Here is a 21892-nt window from a genome sequence, read left to right as displayed (position 1 = left end):
TATATGTATAATTTAATTACGCAAGGAGGCACTTATGATAAGCAAAACGATGCAAGATGCAATAAATGACCAGGTCAACAAAGAGTTGTATTCCTCTTATCTGTATCTCTCAATGGCTGCCTATTTTGAAAACAAAAACCTGATGGGTTTTGCCCACTGGATGCGTGTACAGGAGGCTGAAGAACGCGTTCATGCCATGAAGTTCTATGACTTCCTTTTGGAGCGTGGCGGAAAAGTAATCCTCAAGGCCATTGATGCGCCGAAAACTGAATGGGCCTCCAATCTGGAGGTTGCTGAGGAAGTAGCTGCACACGAGGCTATGGTTACATTTTCCATTAATTCATTGTATGAAATTGCGCTGAAAGAGAAGGATTATCCCGCGCAAATTTTGCTGCAGTGGTTCATTACAGAACAGGTGGAAGAAGAGAAGAATGCTGCCCAGCTCGTTGCAGATTTGAAGTTGATCGAAGAGCGCGGCACAGCCGTGTTGATGCTTGATCATACCCTCGCAAAACGCGGCGAAGAATAGGTTTATACTAAAGACCCTAAAGGTATTCGATACCTTTAGGGTCTTTTTTTATATCGGAGATATATGGAAATTGTGCTGCACCGCGTCACATTTGAAGACAAGGCTGAGTGGTTCAAAATGCGCAAAGGCATTTGGCCTGAAGCGCCTGATGAATATCTGGATTTTGATTTGGATGATATCCTGGCAAGCGATAATGATGCGGTCTTCTTTGCATTGGTGGATAGCAGGCCAGTTGGGATGATCGAGGCACGTATCAGAGAATATGGGGAAGGGTGTGAGACTAGTCCAGTTGGTTACATTGAAGGTTGGTTCGTGTATCCAAATATTCGCGGTCAGGGGATTGCTGGCTTCTTAACTCATGCAGCGGAGGATTGGGCACGCAACAAGGGCTGCACTGAGATGGCTTCGGATACCTGGCTGGATAACGAGGCAAGCATCCAGGCGCATTTGAAACTAGGGTATTTTGAGGTGGAGAGGCTTGTGCATTTTGTCAAACAGTTATAGGGGGAGGGAATGCACGGGTAGGTGGAGCTAGTTCTCAGGTCAAAATTGAAGCGATTAAGTTTGTGAAACTAGGTATAATTTAGAAATCGTTCCCGTTTTAATTGTCTTGCAGTATAAAAAATCGGTCATTTCGCTCTGTATAATGATTTCATAAACCTTTGCGCTCCTTGCGCGAAGGGACTTTTATGAGCATACGCTTAAAAGTCATCCTGCCTTATTTAATACTGACCGTGATCGTAGCTGTGATCGGGGTCTATGTTGTTACGCGCCTGGTGGCGAATAGTATGAGTGATCGCCTTACAAATCAATTGCTTCAAGCTGGGCGTGTCGTCTCTGATAGTTTTGTGCGGCTTGAAACCGAACATGTTGAATTAGCACGTGGAATTATTTATACGGAGGGAGTTGCACAGGCTGTTGTGGATGGGGATAGGATGAAGGCGTTTGAATTGGCGGGGCCGATGCTTTTAGGGGAAGGAGGTGCCCAAAATTTGATCTTGATCTCAGCTGATGGAATTGAACAACTTCATATTTATGTCAATTCAAATGGGGAAGTGCAATTGGTGGAACAGGATACCGGCGCCGCAAATTTGCCGATAGTTACTCCCTTCTTGAATCATAAAGATGTGGATGAAGCGCCGCGCCGCGCATTAGGCATCAACCTGGTTAACAATGAGACTTATTATTACACCTCCATGCCATTGCGTTTGGACGGCAGGTTTTCCGGGGTAGTGGTAGTTGGCACTTCTATTCGCAGTATTCAGTCTTTGCTCAAGGGTTATGTACTTGCTGACCTTATTTTTTACAGCGGGAATGGGCAAGCCATAGCAACCACATTGGGTACGACAGGTTCAGAAACATTGAATATGCTTGCAATTTCAGCGGCGGAATATAAGGAGACTATTGTTTCAAACGATATTGTAAGAGGCGAGGATTTTGAATTAGATGGGCACAAGTACAGGCTGGTGCGCGGCCCCTTGCAAGTGGGGAATGACCTTATTGGCGTATATGCTGTGGTATTGTCATCCGAATATGTGCTGCAATCTGGCGAGTTAAGCAGGGATACTTATATAAAAATATTTGCAGTATTGTTTCTCTTTGTGATTTTGATCGGCTTTTTTATCTCACGAATGATTACCGGGCCGTTATATTCCCTTGTGAATACATCGCAGGCTATTGCCGGCGGTGATCTTGATCAACGCACACGCATTAACTCAAAAGATGAAATCGGAGAACTCGCGAATAGCTTTAATGAAATGACGGTTCGACTTCAGGAGCGTACTCGTGAATTGGAGCGGATCAACGAGACCCTCAAAAGAATCGACAAGACGAAGACTAATTTTATTCAGATCTCTGCTCATGAACTACGCACACCCCTGACGCTTATTATGGGGTATTCCCAAATGTTGGAGCAGGATTCAAAGAATGACCCGGAATTATTTAAATTGGCACAGGGAATTTTGGAAGGCTCGGAACGCATGGCAGATGTGGTGGATAGTATGCTGGATGTTTCCCGTATTGACAGCAACGCGCTTGTTCTTAAGAAAACATCGATACAAATGGACGCGGTTATCAAGAAAGTAAACAAGGGATTTGCTGATTCGTTGTACGAACGGAATATCAGCCTTGATACTTTTGGGCTTGATGATTTGCCGCCTATTTCTGCCGACCCTGATTTGATCCAGAAGGTTTTCTATCACCTTATTATGAATGCGATCAAGTTTACGCCCGATGGGGGTTCGGTCAAAGTGTTGGGAAGATATCTGAACGGAGACGTAGTGCCACAGGTGGAAGTGACTGTTTCTGATACGGGAATCGGGATTGACCCTTCCTCAACGCAATTGATATTTGAGAAGTTCAATCAAACGGGCGAAGTGCTTATGCATTCTTCTGGAAAGACAAAATTCAAAGGGGGCGGCCCAGGATTAGGCCTTGCTATAGCGCGAGGGATTGTTGAGGCGCATGGAGGCCGTATCTGGGCGGAAAGCCCGGGACATGATGAGCAGAAGAATCCCGGAAGTAAGTTCGTTGTATCTTTGCCCGTTAAGAAGGCAAAGGAGGGTCCATCATGAGAATGACAAACCGCGACCGGCGAGATTGGAGCCTGCTTATCTTTATTGTGCCAGTTGGCATCCTATTAATGATGATAGCAGGTTGGTTTGCGTTGTGGGCGGTGCCGCAATGGAGTTTACAGGCGGGAATGGGATCAAGTTTGGAAATTGGTGCTGATGACGGTCGGGGTGGTCCACGCCCCCTCATTAACCCGCAGATACTTACCCCATTTTCATGGCTGGGCAGTTATCTTACGCCTTCTGGTGATAATCCTTTCTTTGTCCCTTTTGTTGTAATCCAGCCGAGCGCTACACCATCAGCAAGTGTTGTGCCTATAACTACTACAGAAACCCCGCCAGTATCGGTAACAGTATCACCTCCTGTTACGGTGGTTACTACCCCTCCCGCGAATACTTCCACAGCTACTGCAACCAACAAGCCTCCCAATGATGAGGGGACACCACCTATACCCACCACTTGCCAGGACTCTGCGGCTACCAACTTTGGCGGTCCCCTACCTTGTGCCTATCCGCCGATAACTTGCCAAGACCCCGCTGCCAGCAACTTTGGCGGACCTTTGCCTTGCACCTATCCACCGACAACTTGCCAAGACCCCGCAGCCACTAACTTTGGTGGGCCTTTGCCTTGCATCTATCCACCACCGGGAATAACATCTACTCCAGATCCTTCATGGGTTTTAGCAACGGTGCCGCCGGAACTGAATATTGGCACACCCGATGATGATGTCGGCGAAATTGTGCAAGATTATGTTAATACTCCACCACCTCCTCATTATGTGGCTTCATACATTATTGTAGATATCAGTGGAAATCCGGTATACGTGGCCGCCACGCCGGATGATTATTACGATATAGTTTTTTATGAATTCAATAATGGCGGTGCAGTATACATGGATCACATCATCATAGGTATTTCCAATTCCGACGTGGGTGACTATTATTACGAGGTATTTTACTGGGGCGATGGTCTTCCTGACGACAATTCTAATGTCGGACCGCTCGCGGGCCCCGAGGATGTAAATCAGGAAGTTCAATTGACGGATCTGTATCCCGATCCTGGCACAGGCATTCTTATAGATGTAGACAACGCGACAAGCTTGCCGCCAGAAGGAGCCTACAACTATATTATTATCATTGCTCCGACAAGTGGTGCACCAGACCCAGCCGAGGTGGATGCGATCCAAATAACGGAAGTCCCAATCCCTACACCAACGCCATAACATCGAAAGAAAAAAGAGACCGAGCAATCGGTCTCTTTTTTTCTCCTTGACCCTTCCCCCTTCACATCCTACAATTCAATCATAATGAGGAAAAGTATCGCGTTATTTTCTCCAATCATCGCGGCTCTTGTTTTTAATACCGCGCTTCTTGGTTGGGCAGCCTACGACAGCGGACAACCTGTTTATGAAACCTTCACACCCTTTTCTGCAACCGTTTCTCTGCTGATCCTCGTTACGGGACTTATTCCTGCTTTCGTGCGTCCGCAGGAGAGCCATGCGCTTGTTGCATGCTTTTCAATTTTCTTCGCATTCTTTTTACTCATCCCATTTGAGTTGAGCGACCTGCCTGCCATTCAACCGGGCAGGCCGCTGGTTTATTTTATCAATGCCTATTTGACTCTGCGTCTGATACAGGCAGCGATCCTGCTCCCAATGGCATTGCACGTCAGCGTGCGATTTCCACGCCGTACAGAAACACCCACCCGGGCGGTTGCGAGCGGGTATATTTTTTCAGCGCTACTGCTCACAGTATTTTTATTCAGTTCATTCGCCTGGCAGCGCATTATTACGATTAGTTTATTATTTTTATGGTTCACATTCGTCATTATTTTCTTTATCAGAAATTTACTTCTTGTAGTGCGCGATACAAACCCTGACCATCTTTTGGATGCGCAGCGCGCGCGGGTGGTAGTCTTCAGTATGCTCCTCGCGGAGATTCCACTTTGGCTACGTCCGCTCACGCTTGCCCTTGGCTGGGATATTTTTTCCTACAACCTTTTGCTCATCTTTCAGCTTTTTGTCCCGATTGGAATTTCATATGCCATATTGCGACATGACCTCTTTGGCATTGACCGAGTCCTCAGGCGGACTCTGGCTTATGGGGCCGTCTCGCTTCTGCTCCTGACCTTATACCTGGCCCTCACCACAAGCCTGACCAGCCTTTTTGCAGATTCGCTGACGTCACGTCCGCTGGCGCCATTGATCAGCGTTTTTGTAGCGGCGCTTCTTTTTGAGCCAACCCGCAAATTCATGCAATCATGGTTGGATAAACTTTTGTACCCAGACAGGATCAAGTTTGAATCAGCAATTCACTCCATGCAATATTTGTTGGCACGCGCAAACCGACGTGAAGAGATCATCCATTTGCTGAATGATGTGTTTCCAAACCAGATCGGTGCGGAGTGGGGTGCATTGAAGTTATTCCCAGAACCTGATGTGCCGCCTGCTCATCTCATGCCCGCCTGGAATACCCGCCTTGTGGCAGGCAATGTTTCAGTTGGCGGCTACTGGCTAGGACCACGCCGAGCAGGCCCAGTCTATGACACGGATGAAATAAATCGTTTGAATGCGCTGGCAGGACAAGCAGCACTGGCACTGGCTTATGCAAATGCGTATGAGTCGCTCTATGAATTGAATCAAAACCTTGAACTGCATGTAAAGGAGAAAACCGAGCAGATCGTTGCGGATCAAAAATCCATTGCGGCTTATGAGGAGAGACAAAGGATTGCGCGCGACTTGCATGATTCGGTGACACAGCAAATGTTCGGGATGCACCTCATGGCACGCGGACTCAAAGCCTCCATGCCTGATCCTCTAAAGGGAAAACTGGCCGAGTTGGAAGAGTTGGCAGGCAATACGTTGAAGGAAATGAGATTGCTGCTCGATCAACTGCGGAATACTGCCAGCGAGGGGAACGTTGATTTTGCTGAATCAGTTCGCAGTGAGTGCGAAGCGTTTTCACGCCAAAGCGGACCAGAAGGCGGGGCCTTGCTTTCCATCACGCTGAAAATGCCCGAGCGAGTCATCATCCCAAATCAAATTGCGGATGAGGCGCTTTGGGTGCTGCGGGAGGCTTTGCAAAATGTGATGAAGCATAGTGGCGGCAGGAATGTGCGCGTTGAAATCAAAAATGATTCGATGCTGCATGTGACGATCACAGATGATGGAAATGGTTTTGACACGCGCGCCGTGCCCGTGGGACATTACGGCCTGCGCGGAATGCGCGAGCGCGTCTTTGCACTGGGCGGTGAGCTAACTATTGAGTCTGAAATCGGACACGGTACAATATTGTCGTTCAAAATTCCATTACCAGCCTAATTGGAGTCCAAAGTCTCCAGACTTTGGAGAAAGATATCATGCTAAAAATCCTCATCGTTGACGATCATCAAGTTGTGCGCCGCGGACTCCAAATGACCATCGACGCGGAGAAAGATATGCGTGTGGTAGCCGAAGCCAGTAACGGATCGCAAGTGTTGGCGTTGATCAAGAAGCACAAGCCTGATGTGGTGTTGATGGATTTGCAGATGCCCGAAATGAACGGCGTGGATGCGTTGAAACAGATACGGCCTGTTTACCCCGAACTGCCTGTTTTGATCCTAACTACTTTCAGTGACGAAGCCCATGTATATGCGGCATTACGTGCTGGTGCAAGTGGATTCTTATTGAAGGAAATGAACGGCGATGATCTGGTCGCTGCGATTCGTGGAGCAGCGCAAGGCAAGCCGCAATTGCACCCTGACATCGCCCGCCGATTAATGGCGCACGCTCCCATGCCCGATGACCCGTTTGACTCACTCACCGAACGCGAGCGCGGAATCCTAAAATTGCTCGCGCGCGGAAAAAGCAACAAGGAAATTGCAAGCGAATTGGTGTTGACCGAGATGACCGTGAAAGGTTACGTCAGTGATTTGTTTGCGAAGTTGGGGGTGAATGATAGAACCCAAGCCGCGTTGATGGCGGTGAGGTATGGGTTGGTGCTGCCTGAAGAGTTGTAACCGTGATGAACAGAGATGAACGGAGATAAAAAGCGATGATTTGTTCGTCGCTTTTTATCTTATCCGCTGATGTCGTCCTGAGCGAAGCGACACTTGCGCCGTGCGCCAGTGTGGTGAGGATCTCTTTCATCATTGTCCGAGACTCTTCGCTCGCGAAAAACGCTCGCTCAGAGTGACATGGCTTTCACCCACCAAATAGGGGGAGATATTCCCCACCACAACGGGCGGACAGTATTACAGCAAACCAGTATCCTTTGGCTATCAATAAAGGAGATAGCCGATGGAAACAAATTTAATTCTTGAACCGCCCAGTTATAAAACATCCAATCTTGTTTTTTTGTGGAAGGTCTTTCGCAACCCGCTCGATGCGCTGACCGAACTTGCGCGCGAGCAAGGCGATATGGCGCATGTCAAACTCCGCAAGCGCGACCTATTTTTGTTGAGCCACCCTGAATTCGTCGAACACGTCTTGGTGAAACAGCAGGCCAACTTTATCAGAGGCCCCAGCTTGCAGCGAGCGCGCATCATTCTTGGCGAAGGTCTGCTCACCAGCGAAGGCGGGGAACATCTCGCGCAGCGGCGGGCATTGCAGCCCGCATTTCATCATCAACGCATGGAAGAGTACCTGCCCTTGATGAATGAAAACACATTCACGCATATTTCAAAATGGCAAAATGGCACGCAGGTGGATATGTCTAATGAAATGATGCGCCTCACATTGAACATAGCGCTCTGGTCATTCTTTGGCAGCGCACCCACAGGCGCAGTTGAACGTGTGAGCGAGTCGATGCAGACGCTGATCAAACTCTTTCCGCTTGCTCAACTTCCGCTTTCGGATTCAATGCGAAGTCTATTTCCAAAATTCCAACAGGCAGGCACAGATCTACGCCAGGTGACAGAGTCGCTCTTGAAGAATCCGCAATCGGAAAGTGCGAAACACGCCCTCATCAACATTCTAAAAGAAAACAATAACGGGCAATTCACTGATGAACAAATCCACGCGCATATCCTCACCTTTTTGCTGGCAGGCCACGAAACAACCGCTCTCCTTTTGGCATGGTGTTGGGATATGCTCGCGCATCATCCCGAAGTGCAACTGAAACTGCAAGCCGAAGCGGACTCGATACTTGGTGATCGTTTTCCTACTTCCGTCGATATTCAAAATTTATCCTACACCCGTATGATCGTGAAAGAGACTCTGCGAATTCGTCCGCCTGCCTGGGCAATGGGACGACAAGCCATTCACGATTGCGAGATCGGCGGACAGCACATCCCCGCAGGCTCAACTGTTTTGATGAGTCAATGGGTGACGCATCATGACTCGCGCTTTTATGACAATCCGCTTCAGTTCCGACCTGAACGCTGGTTCAGCCTCGAAGGGCCTTCCTTTCCGCGATATGCATTCTTCCCCTTCGGCGGTGGGAATCGAATTTGCATTGGCGAACACTTCGCAATGACCGAAGCCATCGCCGTACTAGCAATGATCGCCCGCAGATGGAATATCCTGCCGATTCAAACCAACCTTGCAAAACCGAAACCCAGTGTTACTCTGCGCCCGGACAAAAGTGTAAAGCTCATTGTTCATCGCCGCGAGTATGATGAAAATAAATGTGGTGGGCGAGTAGTTCCGAGCGAAAGCGAGGAACGTATCGCGAAGTCCCCGTAAGGGGGAGACCACATATTGAAACGTAACCAAGAAATGGGGGTCGATATGGCAGACCGCGTCGCGTACTGCCCACTCGACCACCAGATAAATACTAATCGAATTATTTGGAGGAACAAAAAATGAAAACCATGCTTCGAACCGTTTTGAGTGCATTCCTATTGGCAGTCCTGCTCGTCGCTTGTGGATTGCCTGCAGGCACAGCTTCAGAAGATGTTGTCAACACCGCTATAGCTGGTACACAACAGGCACAGGCTCTTGCACAGGCAACCGTCAACGCCAATGTGTTGACTGCCATGCCTGCCACACCCACCCCGGGGCCTACAGTGGAATACGTCAACCTGACTGAAGAAGAACTTGCTGCCATGATCGATGAGGCTGTGGCAGAAGCCATTGCCGCTACTGAGCAGACCAGCACTGCTGTTACATACACTACTACCGATGATGCCGTCACCAGCGAAGAAGTTGTATATGTCTATGATTATTATTACTACGCTGATTACTATGTGGAGTATGCAGAAGATCTGCTGGCCGAATACTACGCTTTGTACGGCGACCTCGCGAATGAAATGATCGCGGAATTGAACGCGATTGAATCAGAACTATCTCAATTGAATGACACGCTTTCATCCATTGACTCATCCTTGCAGGAGATCAGCAGTACGTTAGAGCAGGGACTGGCGGTAGCAGAAGAATCAATTGCCCAGTTGGAATCCGCTGCGCAAGAGGCGCAAACCAATGCTCAGGAATTGCAAACACAGGCGCAGGATATGATCTCCGTTTTGCAAGCCGACCAGCAGGGACGTGTGGATCAAATTTCACAGATCCAGGCAAATAATATTCCCACAGATAAACTGTCTGCACTGCAATCAGCCTTTACTTTCGTAGATGCCGCAAATGCCGCAATGGGCGATAACAAGCTCAGCACTGAAGAATTGCTCAACCTTGCACAGCTTGGTAAAAACGCACAATCTGGCTTACAAAGTTTTGGCGGTGCAGATTCCAGCGGCCCTGATCTGACTCAGTTCTCTGGCAAGTTTGATGAAATCACCACCCAATTCGCCCGCGGACAAATGCCTCAGGCGCGTGGAAACGTTGCAGGCTTTGAATCTTCCCTCGGCAGCCGACCAGACTTTGGCGGCGCTGGTGCTGGTGGCCCAGGTCTCCCTGGAGGTGGCGGGCCCGGCGGTGGTGGACCTGGAGGTGGCGGCGGACCTGGTCGCCCATAGTCGAGCAAACAAAAAAACTGGCGAATTTTTCTCCAGTTTTTTTGTTGTTTTTGTCAGATAGAAAATGAGTTTATTTTTTCAGGTTCTCTGGAAGTTGCCGTGATAGAACGCCATATTATGAGGCACAATGTAAGTCGGATTACCAATCCGACTTACAACCACCACGATTTCCAATAAACAATTTCAACAAAAAGACAACCAAAAGGAAATTGGTTGTAAAATAAGCCAACCTTTTAGCCGGGAGAACACTGTGACCGAATCTAATTCCAAACCAACCTATCGAATTTCAGACTTGCATGAATCAGACCGCCCGCGCGAGAGGCTGGCTTCGCTTGGCCCGCAGGCATTAACCAATGCGGAGTTGATCGCTATCTTACTGCGCGTTGGCGTGCAGGGTGAAAATGCTGTGGAGGTGGGTCAACGCTTGTTACAGGAGTTTGGCGGATTGCGCGGACTGCATCGCACGCCGCTCAAAGAGTTGATGGATCAGCATGGGATGGGCGAGGCCAAGGCTTCGCAGATCAAGGCCGCGATTGAATTGGGCAGAAGGTTGACCTTGGAATCTCCTGAAGAGAAGCTTGCCATTAATAGCCCAGCGGATGCGGCGGCCCTGGTGCAGTACGACATGTCCGCTTTGGAGCAGGAACATTTGCGTGTGATCCTTTTGGATAGACGGAATCGCGTGCTGGAAATCGTGGAAGTGTATAAAGGTTCAGTCAATTCTTCGCAAGTGCGTGTGGGAGAGTTGTTCAAAGAAGCGATCCGTACCAATGCTTCCGGAATCATCGTTACCCATAACCACCCCAGCGGTGACCCAACCCCCAGCCCCGATGATGTGGCTGTAACGCGTGCTATTGTGCAAGCAGGAAAATTATTGGATGTAGACGTGCTCGATCATTTGGTGATCGGCCAGGGTAAATGGATTTCGTTGAAGGAAAGAGGCTTGGGGTTTGCGTAACCCAACGTTGAAACGTTCAAACGTTTGAACGTTTCAACGTTGTACTGTTACATACTTCTTTTCACTGTAAACCCTTCCAACTGACCCGTCGTGGGTTCATACTCGATCTTTGCTTCATCCACACGTGAAGAGAGCGGACCCTTTTTGACCACCTCAATGAATTCATCAATTTGAGCGCGCGTCCCTTCAGCTACTGCTTCCAGCTTATCGCGCCCAATGTTGCGCACCCAACCGAGAACGCCGATGCGCAGCGCGTTGAATTCCACATGGGCGCGAAAGCCCACAGCCTGTACGCGTCCTTTTATAACGATGTGCACACGAATGATTTCATTTGGATTGGTTTCCATTTTTTCTCCTTTGACGCAGCATGTTGATTGCACCCCATATCGGCACGACCAATACCATTGCCATGAGCAATACAAATGGCGCAAGGTTACGCATGGCAACGCCCGTAGTATTTTGCCCCAATACACTCTCGCGCCAGCGCGCATCCAGTTGACTGAGCGGAGTGCCGAGCGCGTTGGTTGCGCCAAGTTCACAGGTGAACCCTTCGCTGTACGAATTGGTTAACCTTGTCAATCCGGAGGTGCCAAACGAATTGCGGATGTAGGTAACGAATGATTGGGATTGGGCATAAGCCAGAAACGCTGAGCCAGCGTCGGCGGGGAAGGAGGCGCATAAGTCATCAAATGCAAGTAACGAATTATTTTCGCTCGCTATCTCCAGCGCGTGAGCATAATCTGGATTCGGATAGAGTTCCACCATCGAAGCGATGCCCTCGATCAACCAGGTGGGCTGGCCTGTATATTTTTCGCCGAGCGAACGATACAACATGACGTGGGCAAGTTCGTGTGGGATCTTTGTTTCCATTTCAATCGATTGGCTTGCGCCGGGCGCGATGGCAACCAGCACAACACCGAGTTCGGGGCTAGCATGTCCGCCTGCCCATTCTTCGCCGCCCAGCAGTAATGTGTTTTGCAGGTCGGTGACATTTGAATAAATATAAATTTCAATCGGGTCGATCAGCGAGATCGGGATGATCTCATTCATCGAAAGCATGCCCGCACCCGCGGCGTCCAATGCGGCGGCGCCAAAGGCGTCATCACCCGCATACCAATGCACCGTGACATTAGCCTGGGTGATATCGCGCCACGGAAAACGATCATCCTTATATTGAAATTGGATCGGCGCGCTGGTGTAGATTTTGTTGTCATTCAGTGTGGCTTGAAACCAAAACACGATCCAACTGAAAGGCGGGAAAACATTCAGCGAAGCGTCATACGTAAAACTCACCGAGCCGTCTTCGGCCACCTGCACCGTTTCAACGCGCGTCACATCTTCATTCACGCCGCGAAAAAGAAGTGATACCTGCTGGGTTGGGATCGGAGATTTGATCCTGGCTTGAAATGTGATCGACTGCCCAAAGTTGACCACCACGTTTGGATTCTCCACCTCGATTCCACCCTGACCCTTTACCTGCTCGGGTTTCATAGACATGGTCGCCGCTGTCAGCATGATCATGAATATCTGTAATAAAAATTTCCGTAGGTTGAGCATTTCATCACCTCGATAAAAACACGATCAATGGCGTGAGCGTAAGCGGACTTAATATCGTGCCGAGAAAAACAATGGCTGTGACCAGTGAAGGCTCCAGATGATATTCCGTTGCGACGACAGTAGTTGCAACTGCGGCAGGCATGGCCGCTTCGATCACACTGCCTTGGTGGCTGTGCCCCTGCAAGCCAAATAAACTGGCAAGCAAAAGACCGACTACGGGGCCAAGGATCAATTTTGTGAACACACCTACACCCATTGCGCGGAAGCTATGCGACCATTGAATTTTGGTTAATTCCAATCCCAGCAAAACGATCATAAGCGGAACCGCTCCACTGGCGGCAATCTCAATCGTGCGTGAAAGTGGAATTGGGATCTGAAGCCCTGTAGCCTTGACCAATAATGCCAATATCACGCCGTAGACGATGGGGAGTTTGAACACACCCAGTATAGCGGATTTCAAGTCAGTATGTCCAAGCGAAGCGATGATCACCCCAGCGGTGTTGAAGAGGATGGTGGTGGTCACATAAAATATGGAAGCAACCGCCAGCGCCTCATCCCCAAATGCAAATTTGACCAAAGGTAGCCCATAATTGCCTGTGTTACCGAATGCAACGGTGAGAATGACTGCCAATAATTGTGGTCGATCGAGTTGAAATATCTTTCCGAAGATGAGCGCAAGTAGCCCCATTGCGATAACGAAAATGGTGGTGTATGCCACAGTGGTAAAGGCCTGTCCCAAATTCAACTGGCTGGTAACCATCAAATTAAAAACCAACAATGGACTGAAGATATAAAAGACAATGCGCCCTATGGTACGTGAGTCAACAATGAGGGTTTTGCCGAGGACGTAGCCTGCGGTTGCGATGAGCAAAATGGGAAGCAGGTTGTTTGCGAAGGTACTGAATAGTTCGTTGATGGACATAGGATGTGACGAAATTATAAACCCCGATAAATAATGTAGGGGCGCGGTCTCCGCGCCCAAATCATAGCTTTTGCAAAGTCAGGAATTTCTTAACGCGAATAATACGAATGTGCGAATGGTGCGAATAAATCCTGAAAAATTGGCAAAATTCGCCTGCATTGTGCCCGTTGGGGTATTTGCGCGCCGGGGTACGACGCACTTTTTAAGCCGCTTGCCACCCAACATATCCATCAGCTAGCTAATGGATTCCAGAGTTAAAAAAGGGGCACAGCACCGCTGTGCCCCTACGGGGATTACAAGGAGATCAAGGCAGGTTGTTTGAGCAACACAGCTTGCATCGACCACGGCCCTGTCCATGTGACGGTAACAGGGATAGTTTTGCCTCTTAGCTCATCATCTGATTCAACGAAAACGATCTTGTTGGTAGGAGTGCGTCCACGCCAGCGGCCTTTGACTTGATCCTCGAACAAGACTTCGACAGTTTCGCCGAGGTATTTCTTATTGATCTCAGCCACGATTTCTTCCTGCAAGTCATCCAGTATGTGCAGGCGGCGGAGTTTATCCTCTTCGAGTACGTTATCGTCCATGCGGCGGGTGGCGACGGTTCCCTCTCTCAGCGAGTAACGAGCCAGATGCGCCACATCCAGTTTCAGGTCAGAAAGGACGCGGTAGGTTTCCATGAACTGTTCCTCGGTCTCGCCGGGGAATCCTACGATGATGTCCGTCGCGATGGAACAATCTGGAATTTGCGAGCGGATTTTTGCCACAAGATCACGATATTGCTGTTGGGTATACCCGCGTTTCATGTTGACCAGCACTTCATCATCGCCCGCCTGAATGGGGAGTTCGATATGCGGCATCACACGCGGAAGTTCGGCGATGGTTTGAATGAGGTCGTCATCAAAATAGTTTGGGTGCGAAGTGAGGAAGCGGATACGCTCAATGCCTTCTACTTCATGCAGAACCCGCAAGAGGGCCGCGAGATTGGGCCCGTCGGGAATATCCTTGCCGTATCGATCCACGATCTGACCCAGTAGAGTCACTTCTTTCACACCCTGCCGCGCCAGCGAGCGGACTTCTGACACAATATCACCCACAGGACGCGAGCGTTCACCGCCGCGTTTGGATGGGATGATACAAAACGTGTAGGCATGGGAGCAACCATAAACAATCGGCACATGCGCACTGACAAGTTTGCCCTGCTCCGCAATGGGCAGTATCAGTTCATCATCCATCATGAGGAAGCGCCGTGTGGTTTCAGAATCTTCCAGCGAACGGATTTCACCTTGTGTAAGGTGTGAGATTAATGGGCCAGGGTCAGAGGGTGGAGAAAAGACATCCACAAATGGAAGTCTCTCGCGCATTTTTTCCGCACCGCGCACACCGACCATACAGCCCATCACATTAATAACAAGGTTGGGATTTTTCTTTTTTAGCGGCGCAAGCGAGGTAACACGTCCCATTGCTTTGTCTTCTGCTGACTGACGCACGACACAGGTATTTAAAACAATAACATCCGCTTCTTCGATGGTTTGGGTAAGGGTGTAGCCAAGATGCTCCAATGAAGAACCAACCCGCTGAGAGTCGGCCACGTTCATTTGGCATCCTTCGGTCCAGATGTGGTACTTTTTATCCATAGGCGCGAATTATACCAAGAGTGGTCGGGATTTGATGCTCAATATAGTGCAGCTGGTTAATTACTTTTGATCTTCGACCAAAGCGCAACTTGATTCCGCCCGTTTTGTTTGGCGGCATATAGGGCTCTGTCTGCCGCTTCAAGCACTTCTTTTTCAGTGGAACCATCAGCTGGAAATTCTGAAATGCCACAGGATATGGTGGTCGTTATTTCTCTGTCGTACTCAAGAACGCTTGATTCTTGAAATGCGATCCTCAGCCTCTCGGCAATTTGAGCAGCAGTGTCGAGCGTTGTATTTGGCAGAACAATGAGAAATTCCTCACCTCCATAGCGACAGACGATATCCCCCGTACGTGTATGTTTGATCAGATAGTTCGCAAGGTTTTGTAAAACATTATCGCCCGCTGCGTGACCATACATGTCATTTATATTTTTGAAATGGTCAATATCTATCAAAGCAAAGCAAATTGAATATCCCTCCCGCTCTGTACGGGCGAGTTCGCGTCCCAAAGTCTCTTTGAGGAAGCGTCGGTTGTGCAGGCCCGTCAGGGAGTCTCGTAGTGCCTGTTCACGCAAAATCATTTGTAAATCTTCAATCTCTGTTATTTTTTCTTCAAGTTGAACATAGGCACTTCTTAGTTGATCTTCTGCCTGTTTGCGCTCTGTGATATCGCGCATGAAGGCAATCACCAACGGTCCTTTTTCTGTTGTTGAATAACTTAGATTAATCTCCACGGGGACTTCGCTACCATCCTTGCGCTTTCCACTCAATTCAAGGCCAGATCCCATCGTGCGAGTGTGAGGATCACCGAAATAACCGGCACGATGTAGAGCATGTTTATCACGCAGGCTTTCCGGTACCAGGATCTCGACGGGTCTTCCAAGCATTTCATCATCTTCATATCCAAGCAAGCTGGCTGCCTGGTGATTAGCGAATACTATGCTTCCATTTTCGTCAATGCCAAAGACCGCATCTGGAGCAGACATCACGAGTTGACGAAAACGCTCTTCGCTTGCCCGCAAAGCATACTCGGCCTGTTTGCGCTCAGTGATATCTTCCTTGACGGCAATGAAGTTGAGGATGTTCCCTTCGGGGCCCAGAACAGGGGATATAACAGCCTGTTCCCAGTACAGTTCTCCATCTTTTTTCTTGTTTAAGAACTCGCCCCGCCAGGCGTGCCCTGCTAGGATACTTTGCCACATATCCCGATATACCTCATTTGGCGTGCGCCCTGATTTTAAAATGCTGGGTTTTTTTCCGATAGCTTCTTCGTAGGTGTAGCCAGTGAGCATAGAGAAGTAAGGGTTGGCATATTCGATGTTGCCGTTTAGGTCTGTAATGATCACCGAGGTCGGGCTTTGTTCAACCGCCTGAGTCAATTGTAGGAGGCGCAGCTCGTTTTCCTTCCGGTCTGTGATGTCGCGAAACATGATGAGGCGTCCGATCAAATTTTTGTTGCGCCCCTCCGTCAAAGGCGAAATGACCAGATCAAAATAGTGCTTGTTTGCCGTGCCAACTGCCAACTCAGTTTTGAATTCCAGTTCAGGTGGCCGCTCCAAAAAGGAGCTGGCAAGCGGTGCCAGTTCTGTCAGTGTTTTGCCTACAATTTCTTCCATTGCGGACGAGAACATGCCCACTGCCACATGATTCATATCGATAATGCGGTTTTGCATATCCAGCACGATCATGCCGTCGCCCAGACTGTTTACCAGCTTATCGCGGGCAACCGGGACAATATCCAACAAGCGTATACCGTGTAGTGCGTACAAAAATAATAAACCGGATACTGAAAAGGTGATGGAAGTCCAGTCTACACCTTCCACGCCTCCTGCCCCAAGGCGGTATAACAAATTGATCGCAACTGGAAAAAGGAGGGCGAACATAAGAATACGTGCCTGACGCCGCGCAAAATCTGATCCTTTGCGGGAGGCCATCCACAAATTTATGAAAATGAGAATGATAAACAAATAGCCGCTGACGACAAGCCAGTTGAATGACGGCCCATGCTCGAAAACGACGATATTATTTGCTTTTCGCACAAACCCTATCCAGATCCACTTGTGCAGTTCGTTGGTTGCGGTCAAGAGAATACTTGTAATTGGGATTAAAACAAATAGAGCTTGGACCCATCTTTTTTCAAGCCAGTGGTCATTTCCTGCATATTGCATGGAAAACAATGCAAACAAGGAGAAGGCACTGTAGTAACCTATCGCTTCGATCTTGGCAAAGAAAATCTTCAGATTTAGCGGAACCGCTGCGTAATCCAGTGCGGCTGCAAGTGTCCAAAGCGTCATCCCACTTATGCCCAGCCAGAAGAACATTCCGCCTTTTGTTTTTCTTCTTTGCCAGCTAATATAACAGACTGCGATATTGATCGCAGTCGTGATGAAGAGAGTTATGGCAATGGGTGTGAGCTTGAACATGAAGATTCGGCCTTGGTATTAGTCTACTCGATTCAAAGCTTGACTTCAATGATTTAGAGAACATCAACCCTGGGTTTGTAGGGAATTGGGGAATTGGGAATTTGGGAATCAAAAACGCCGTTTCAAACAGCGTTTTCAGCACTACCGCTAAAATTATGGTTCGCACTCACCCTTCAAGATAGCTTCAACATCAGCCGAAGAGCCCTTTGTCTGTGAGACACGGCCCCAAAGTGTATAAAGCGCCGGACACAGAATTTCCTGTGCCTTGATCGTGCGCTCGGTCAATTTGATTGCCATGTCTGCATCACCTGTCATGGCGAAGGCCTCAATGAAAGCTAAATTTTCAACAGGCATGGACGCATTGAATCCATCTTGCTGTGCCTTATTGTAAAGTTTTACAACCTCTTCCCAGTCATTTTGCTGGCGCGCCGCCTCCGCTTTTTCATAGTAGTAGCACCAGTCATGCACGGGTTCAGCACCAAACAAGGTCTTATCCAAAGCAAGTTCGGGCGCATCTATTTTGATTAGATCAGGATTGGAAAGTGAAATCGCGTTGACTAAATAGATATTCGCGCCCGGGACGGTCTCTGCATTTCCATATATTGGGTCAAGCACTCGCAGGCAGCCATCCGCTTCTTTGTAAATCACCACGCTGTTGGATGTATTTCCGCTGAATTTCACTGTACGATACGTAAGCTCAATGGGCATATCCGCGCGAAGTTCTGTTGGAGTAAATCTCGTCTTGAGAAACATCAGAACGTGGGGCAGGTTGCGGCTGTTCAGGTCGGGCGCATACATCCAGTTGAGTGGGGCGATCAGTTGAAAATCCGAAACGTATTTAAGGGGCAGTTCATAAGTCAACAGGGCTGTGCCCTCTTGAAGTGCGTGTATGCGCCATGCAAGCTGCCAGAAAAAGTTTTGCTGATTGGCCCAGTCACGCCGATAAGTATTTGCGACTGTGAATTGATAAGCGGTGGACATGCCAATCAAAATGCTCAAGAGGATGACTTTCGCACGCCCCTCTCTTAACACCAAGTTTGCCAGCCCTACGATAAATAGACTCGCCCCGAGCATGATCGAGACAAAGAAACGGTCATAATCGAATTCGATTTTCAGAGGCAGTCCCGCCGCCCAGGAGGGGAGTCTACCCGCGAAGATGGCAATGAGACCGATGGCGACGGCCCACCAACCGAAGGAGTCTGCTGCATGTTGCGTAATATGTGATTCGGAATCAAAATTGTTTGGTGTGTTTCCTGTTTGTGCTTGTATTACAAAGAAAACGGTAAATGAAGTAACTAAAAGAATGACAAATGCGATGGCCTGTGTGGCTGAACCATCCACGGTTGCGAAGATGTTGAACGTCCCAAGCCATGAGGTGAAGCCAGAAAGTGAAAGCGTGGTAATAAATTCGTTGATGAGCGCCAGCGGCGAAAGCGTTGAACTGGATAACAGGCTGAAATCATATGAGTTATAAGCCGTGGATTGATGATAAGAATATGTCCACACGGCATTGAGCACCCACACAATTAAGTATGGAAGCCATTGCAAACTTGTTTTTTGCAATAATTTCTTTCGGTCTGGTATTGTCTCGGTAAAGATGGCTAGCAGTAAGAAGAAACGCAAAATTTCAAGACCGAAAAAATATTCAGTTGAGAAAAGTCCCATAGCTTGGAGGATGATGGCGAGGACGGTTAGGCGTTTTTGGTAACGCCCATTTCTTACCAGCCACATCGTTACAATGAATGAAGAAAGAAGAAAGAGAAGGGGAATTAATTCCTGATTTACGTGAGTCAATGTAACCCATTGCTGTCCGTAGGCAGGATAAACAGTAAAGAGGAAGACCACCCACATGGTGTTTTGCTTCTGGGTAGGCCATATCAATCGAAGCAGGAACCAGACTTCGAGCGAGAGCAGGAAGCGGATTATTAATCCGATCACCTGCCAGGTAAGAGGATCACCCCCAAAGAGAGTAGTGGTCAGTTGGAAGATCGGTCCCAAAAATGGGCGGAATGGGCGGAACGATTCGATAAATTCAGCGGGGCCAAAAAAGCGCAGGAACCATGCGAAAGGCCAGTCATCCCAATAGAAACCCATCCAAGGGATGAGGAAGCCATAAGCCAATAGCACAAGCAAAAGGATTGTGCCGGGGGTTGTAAATTTCTCCTGCTGTAAATTAATTGAAAATATTTTTTTTAGCACTAAGCAATTTCCCATATGAAACAGATTGGCAGTTATATTCCAATTTCATCCCTGATAGACCGCGGGTAGTTTTATTGAAGCAGTATGCTTATGTATATCTCATTACTTCAAAAGATTGATTGAATAATATAGGAAAGTAAAAGTATTGTTTTTCTGAATTATTTTACCACCAACGAGATGGTTCGAAATTCACTAAACAACAGTTCGTAAATATTTTACAGAAACATTACCCATCTTTTGGTGCGATTGCTCTGCTCTGGCAGATCAGATGCCCTTAGAAAACAGGATATAATTCTGACTACGAATTGAAAGTAGTTCAATATTGAATGAAGGTTAGGTCTAGCAGAGTGTTTTATGAAAAAGCTTTAAATCGATTGAAATCTTTCTATACGCCAGATTTTTTCTGGGGTGTAGCAGTCGCAGTGGGAATTATTCTTCGCCTTCGACAGTATTTTGTTAATCGTTCCCTATGGGTTGACGAAGCCAGCCTGGCCCTCAATATAGTAAACCGCACATTTTATGAGTTGACCCTGCCCCTGGATTACGATCAGGGGGCGCCCATAGGTTTTTTATTTATAGAGAAATTCATTCTCTTGATTTTTGGGAATCATGACTTCATCCTTCGTCTTTTCCCCATATTCTCAGGAATACTGTCAGTTTATTTGATCTATCTCATTGCCAGCAAATATTTCGGAAAATCCGGTATGTTTGCTGTTTTATTGTTTTCAATTTCGGCTTCGATGATCTACTTTTCTTCTGAACTTAAGCAGTATTCCAGCGATGTCATGTTGGCGTTATTGCTTACCTACCTCTCGACCCTATGTCTTGGTAAAGAACCATACACACGAAATTTTATCCTGTTAGGGATTGCAGGAATTTTTTCCATTTTGGTATCCCATCCGTCCGCTTTCATATTGGCAGGCATTGGTCTCGTGTTAGTAATTGATAGATTCCTCAAGAAGGAATATTCCCAGATTGGCTGGCTCCTTGGCATAGGCATGGTATGGGGGCTAACATTCCTGGTGACATACTTGATGTCGCTACGCTATTTGATAGGTAACGAATTTCTGAAAGATTACTGGCAGAACCATTACATGCCCTTACCGCCCTGGGGTCATCTGGATTGGTACAAAAGCGTATTTACTTCCTTGTTAACTAATATTAGCCCGAATTTCAATCAAGCATATTTAGTTGTAGGTTGTTTTGTGCTCATCCTGATTGGCATCGTATCCCTTTTTTTACGAAACAGGGAAATTGCCTTACTTATGGTTTTACCCTTCTTGATGGCATCTGTTGCATCTGTCATGCAACGATATCCGTTAAGTGGAAGGTTTATGCACTTTCTGTTCCCATTTGTAGTTTTACTTATGGCAGAGGGGCTGGGTCGAATATATTCCATTTGCGCCAATTTGAATCGTAAAGCCGCTTTGCTTGTGTATGGATCTATGGTAATGATAATTCTCTGGATGCCCATCACTACCGCATTTGATAATGTTCTTACACCTCCAATGGGCGAAGACATTAAGCCTGTTTTGGCTTATATCCAGGCAAATATGGAAGAACAGGATATTGTTTATGTCCACTATGGCAGTGTGACTCCCTTTAAATACTATGCTTCTTCTTATGGGCTTAATATAGATAATGCTATCATTGCAGAAAACTCAAGCAGCGTCAAACGTTTCATAGCGGATATAGAAGATCTCAAAGGGATAGACAGAATTTGGTTCATCTTTTCTCATGTTACTGGGTGCGATGATTGTACAGGAGACAGGGTGCAGTTTCATATCCAACTTATTGACAACTATGGTGTCCAGCAAGATCATTTTGAGGCCCCAAAAGCGGGTGTATATCTCTACGATCTAAATCCCTAAATTCTTATATCCTGATATTGGAATTACCTTTGTCGAAAAAATACATTTCTCGGCCGTCACCTTTTGTCACTTAAAGAATACACTCTTCAAAAAGGTTTTTATGTCGAATCTTATTATTCCTGTTCTATTATTAACTGATGGTATCGCCCTTACCCTGGCAGGGGTTTTCGCTCCAAATATTGGCCTTGACCCTAACACGTCCTGGGGACGGTCTAGATTGATTTTGACAGGTTTGGGCATAGTTCTAACTTTCATATCCTTATTAGCGATCTTTTCCAAAAAGCGGGATGACCTTTTTTTTGCGGCAATAATAAAATTAGAAGCTGCTAAAACGATA

At 47.7% G+C, this 21892-nt stretch carries 17 protein-coding genes; 11 read left to right on the top strand and 6 right to left on the bottom strand.

The window, feature by feature from the left end:
* The first annotated feature begins 34 nt into the window (after nucleotides 1–34).
* From AC14M5_RS18315 to radC, 9 genes are all read left to right on the top strand, one after another.
* Nucleotides 35–529: a ferritin gene (locus tag AC14M5_RS18315; protein WP_484031147.1), complete on the top strand. Its 495-nt coding sequence runs from the start codon at nucleotides 35–37 to the stop codon at nucleotides 527–529.
* A gap of 63 nt (nucleotides 530–592) precedes the next feature.
* Nucleotides 593–1033, top strand: coding sequence for an aminoglycoside 6'-N-acetyltransferase (gene aac(6'), locus AC14M5_RS18310; RefSeq protein WP_484031146.1), 441 nt, complete (start codon nucleotides 593–595; stop codon nucleotides 1031–1033).
* 185 nt (nucleotides 1034–1218) lie between these two features.
* Nucleotides 1219–3102 (top strand): sensor histidine kinase, encoded by a 1884-nt coding sequence (locus tag AC14M5_RS18305; protein ID WP_484031145.1) that lies wholly within the window; start codon nucleotides 1219–1221, stop codon nucleotides 3100–3102.
* A gap of 2 nt (nucleotides 3103–3104) precedes the next feature.
* Nucleotides 3105–4322, top strand: a complete 1218-nt coding sequence (locus AC14M5_RS18300; RefSeq protein WP_484031144.1) for a hypothetical protein — start codon at nucleotides 3105–3107, stop codon at nucleotides 4320–4322.
* 84 nt (nucleotides 4323–4406) lie between these two features.
* Nucleotides 4407–6419 (top strand): sensor histidine kinase, encoded by a 2013-nt coding sequence (locus AC14M5_RS18295; protein WP_484031143.1) that lies wholly within the window; start codon nucleotides 4407–4409, stop codon nucleotides 6417–6419.
* Nucleotides 6420–6454: 35 nt separating this feature from the next.
* Nucleotides 6455–7096: a response regulator gene (locus AC14M5_RS18290; protein WP_484031220.1), complete on the top strand. Its 642-nt coding sequence runs from the start codon at nucleotides 6455–6457 to the stop codon at nucleotides 7094–7096.
* Between the two features lie 280 nt (nucleotides 7097–7376).
* Nucleotides 7377–8762: a cytochrome P450 gene (locus tag AC14M5_RS18285; RefSeq protein ID WP_484031142.1), complete on the top strand. Its 1386-nt coding sequence runs from the start codon at nucleotides 7377–7379 to the stop codon at nucleotides 8760–8762.
* 119 nt (nucleotides 8763–8881) lie between these two features.
* Complete coding sequence (locus AC14M5_RS18280; protein ID WP_484031141.1) at nucleotides 8882–9988, top strand: hypothetical protein; 1107 nt, start codon at nucleotides 8882–8884, stop codon at nucleotides 9986–9988.
* A 250-nt stretch (nucleotides 9989–10238) separates the two neighbouring features.
* On the top strand, nucleotides 10239–10946 hold the full coding sequence (radC, locus tag AC14M5_RS18275) for a RadC family protein (RefSeq protein WP_484031140.1): 708 nt from the start codon (nucleotides 10239–10241) through the stop codon (nucleotides 10944–10946).
* 47 nt (nucleotides 10947–10993) lie between these two features.
* Here radC and AC14M5_RS18270 read toward each other — a convergent pair whose 3' ends face one another.
* The 6 genes from AC14M5_RS18270 to AC14M5_RS18245 all read right to left on the bottom strand — a co-directional run bounded on the left by AC14M5_RS18270 (nucleotide 10994) and on the right by AC14M5_RS18245 (nucleotide 19684).
* Nucleotides 10994–11293, bottom strand: coding sequence for an acylphosphatase (locus AC14M5_RS18270; RefSeq protein ID WP_484031139.1), 300 nt, complete (start codon nucleotides 11291–11293; stop codon nucleotides 10994–10996).
* Nucleotides 11274–12503 carry a peptidase MA family metallohydrolase gene (locus AC14M5_RS18265; RefSeq protein WP_484031138.1) on the bottom strand — a complete coding sequence of 410 codons (1230 nt, stop codon included), beginning with the start codon at nucleotides 12501–12503 and terminating at the stop codon, nucleotides 11274–11276. The genes AC14M5_RS18270 and AC14M5_RS18265 overlap by 20 nt, the downstream gene beginning before the upstream one ends.
* 4 nt (nucleotides 12504–12507) lie before the next feature.
* Nucleotides 12508–13425, bottom strand: a complete 918-nt coding sequence (locus AC14M5_RS18260; protein WP_484031137.1) for an AEC family transporter — start codon at nucleotides 13423–13425, stop codon at nucleotides 12508–12510.
* 293 nt (nucleotides 13426–13718) lie between these two features.
* The gene (miaB, locus tag AC14M5_RS18255) at nucleotides 13719–15062 is read right to left on the bottom strand and encodes a tRNA (N6-isopentenyl adenosine(37)-C2)-methylthiotransferase MiaB (protein WP_484031136.1); all 1344 of its coding nucleotides are present in this window, start codon (nucleotides 15060–15062) and stop codon (nucleotides 13719–13721) included.
* A 56-nt stretch (nucleotides 15063–15118) separates the two neighbouring features.
* Nucleotides 15119–17485: a histidine kinase N-terminal 7TM domain-containing diguanylate cyclase gene (locus AC14M5_RS18250; protein WP_484031135.1), complete on the bottom strand. Its 2367-nt coding sequence runs from the start codon at nucleotides 17483–17485 to the stop codon at nucleotides 15119–15121.
* A 153-nt stretch (nucleotides 17486–17638) separates the two neighbouring features.
* The gene (locus AC14M5_RS18245; RefSeq protein ID WP_484031134.1) at nucleotides 17639–19684 is read right to left on the bottom strand and encodes a tetratricopeptide repeat protein; all 2046 of its coding nucleotides are present in this window, start codon (nucleotides 19682–19684) and stop codon (nucleotides 17639–17641) included.
* Nucleotides 19685–20031: 347 nt separating this feature from the next.
* Here AC14M5_RS18245 and AC14M5_RS18240 point away from each other — a divergent pair, with 347 nt between their 5' ends.
* On the top strand, nucleotides 20032–21555 hold the full coding sequence (locus AC14M5_RS18240) for a glycosyltransferase family 39 protein (protein ID WP_484031133.1): 1524 nt from the start codon (nucleotides 20032–20034) through the stop codon (nucleotides 21553–21555).
* 100 nt (nucleotides 21556–21655) lie between these two features.
* Nucleotides 21656–21892: hypothetical protein (locus tag AC14M5_RS18235; RefSeq protein WP_484031132.1), on the top strand; the 237-nt coding region annotated here is incomplete at its 3' end.

This window comes from Candidatus Villigracilis sp., assembly GCF_057083605.1.
This window is presented reverse-complemented; position numbering and strand designations above follow the sequence as displayed.

What these genes read in the sequence shown, in the direction of transcription:
- AC14M5_RS18280 (WP_484031141.1), top strand. Translation starts at nt 8,882, where the DNA reads ATGAAAACCATGCTTCGAACCGTTTTGAGTGCATTCCTATTGGCAGTC.
- AC14M5_RS18315 (WP_484031147.1), top strand. Translation starts at nt 35, where the DNA reads ATGATAAGCAAAACGATGCAAGATGCAATAAATGACCAGGTCAACAAA.
- miaB (WP_484031136.1), bottom strand. Translation starts at nt 15,062, where the DNA reads ATGGATAAAAAGTACCACATCTGGACCGAAGGATGCCAAATGAACGTG.
- AC14M5_RS18285 (WP_484031142.1), top strand. Translation starts at nt 7,377, where the DNA reads ATGGAAACAAATTTAATTCTTGAACCGCCCAGTTATAAAACATCCAAT.
- AC14M5_RS18265 (WP_484031138.1), bottom strand. Translation starts at nt 12,503, where the DNA reads ATGCTCAACCTACGGAAATTTTTATTACAGATATTCATGATCATGCTG.
- AC14M5_RS18250 (WP_484031135.1), bottom strand. Translation starts at nt 17,485, where the DNA reads ATGTTCAAGCTCACACCCATTGCCATAACTCTCTTCATCACGACTGCG.
- AC14M5_RS18295 (WP_484031143.1), top strand. Translation starts at nt 4,407, where the DNA reads ATGAGGAAAAGTATCGCGTTATTTTCTCCAATCATCGCGGCTCTTGTT.
- AC14M5_RS18305 (WP_484031145.1), top strand. Translation starts at nt 1,219, where the DNA reads ATGAGCATACGCTTAAAAGTCATCCTGCCTTATTTAATACTGACCGTG.
- AC14M5_RS18260 (WP_484031137.1), bottom strand. Translation starts at nt 13,425, where the DNA reads ATGTCCATCAACGAACTATTCAGTACCTTCGCAAACAACCTGCTTCCC.
- AC14M5_RS18270 (WP_484031139.1), bottom strand. Translation starts at nt 11,293, where the DNA reads ATGGAAACCAATCCAAATGAAATCATTCGTGTGCACATCGTTATAAAA.
- AC14M5_RS18300 (WP_484031144.1), top strand. Translation starts at nt 3,105, where the DNA reads ATGACAAACCGCGACCGGCGAGATTGGAGCCTGCTTATCTTTATTGTG.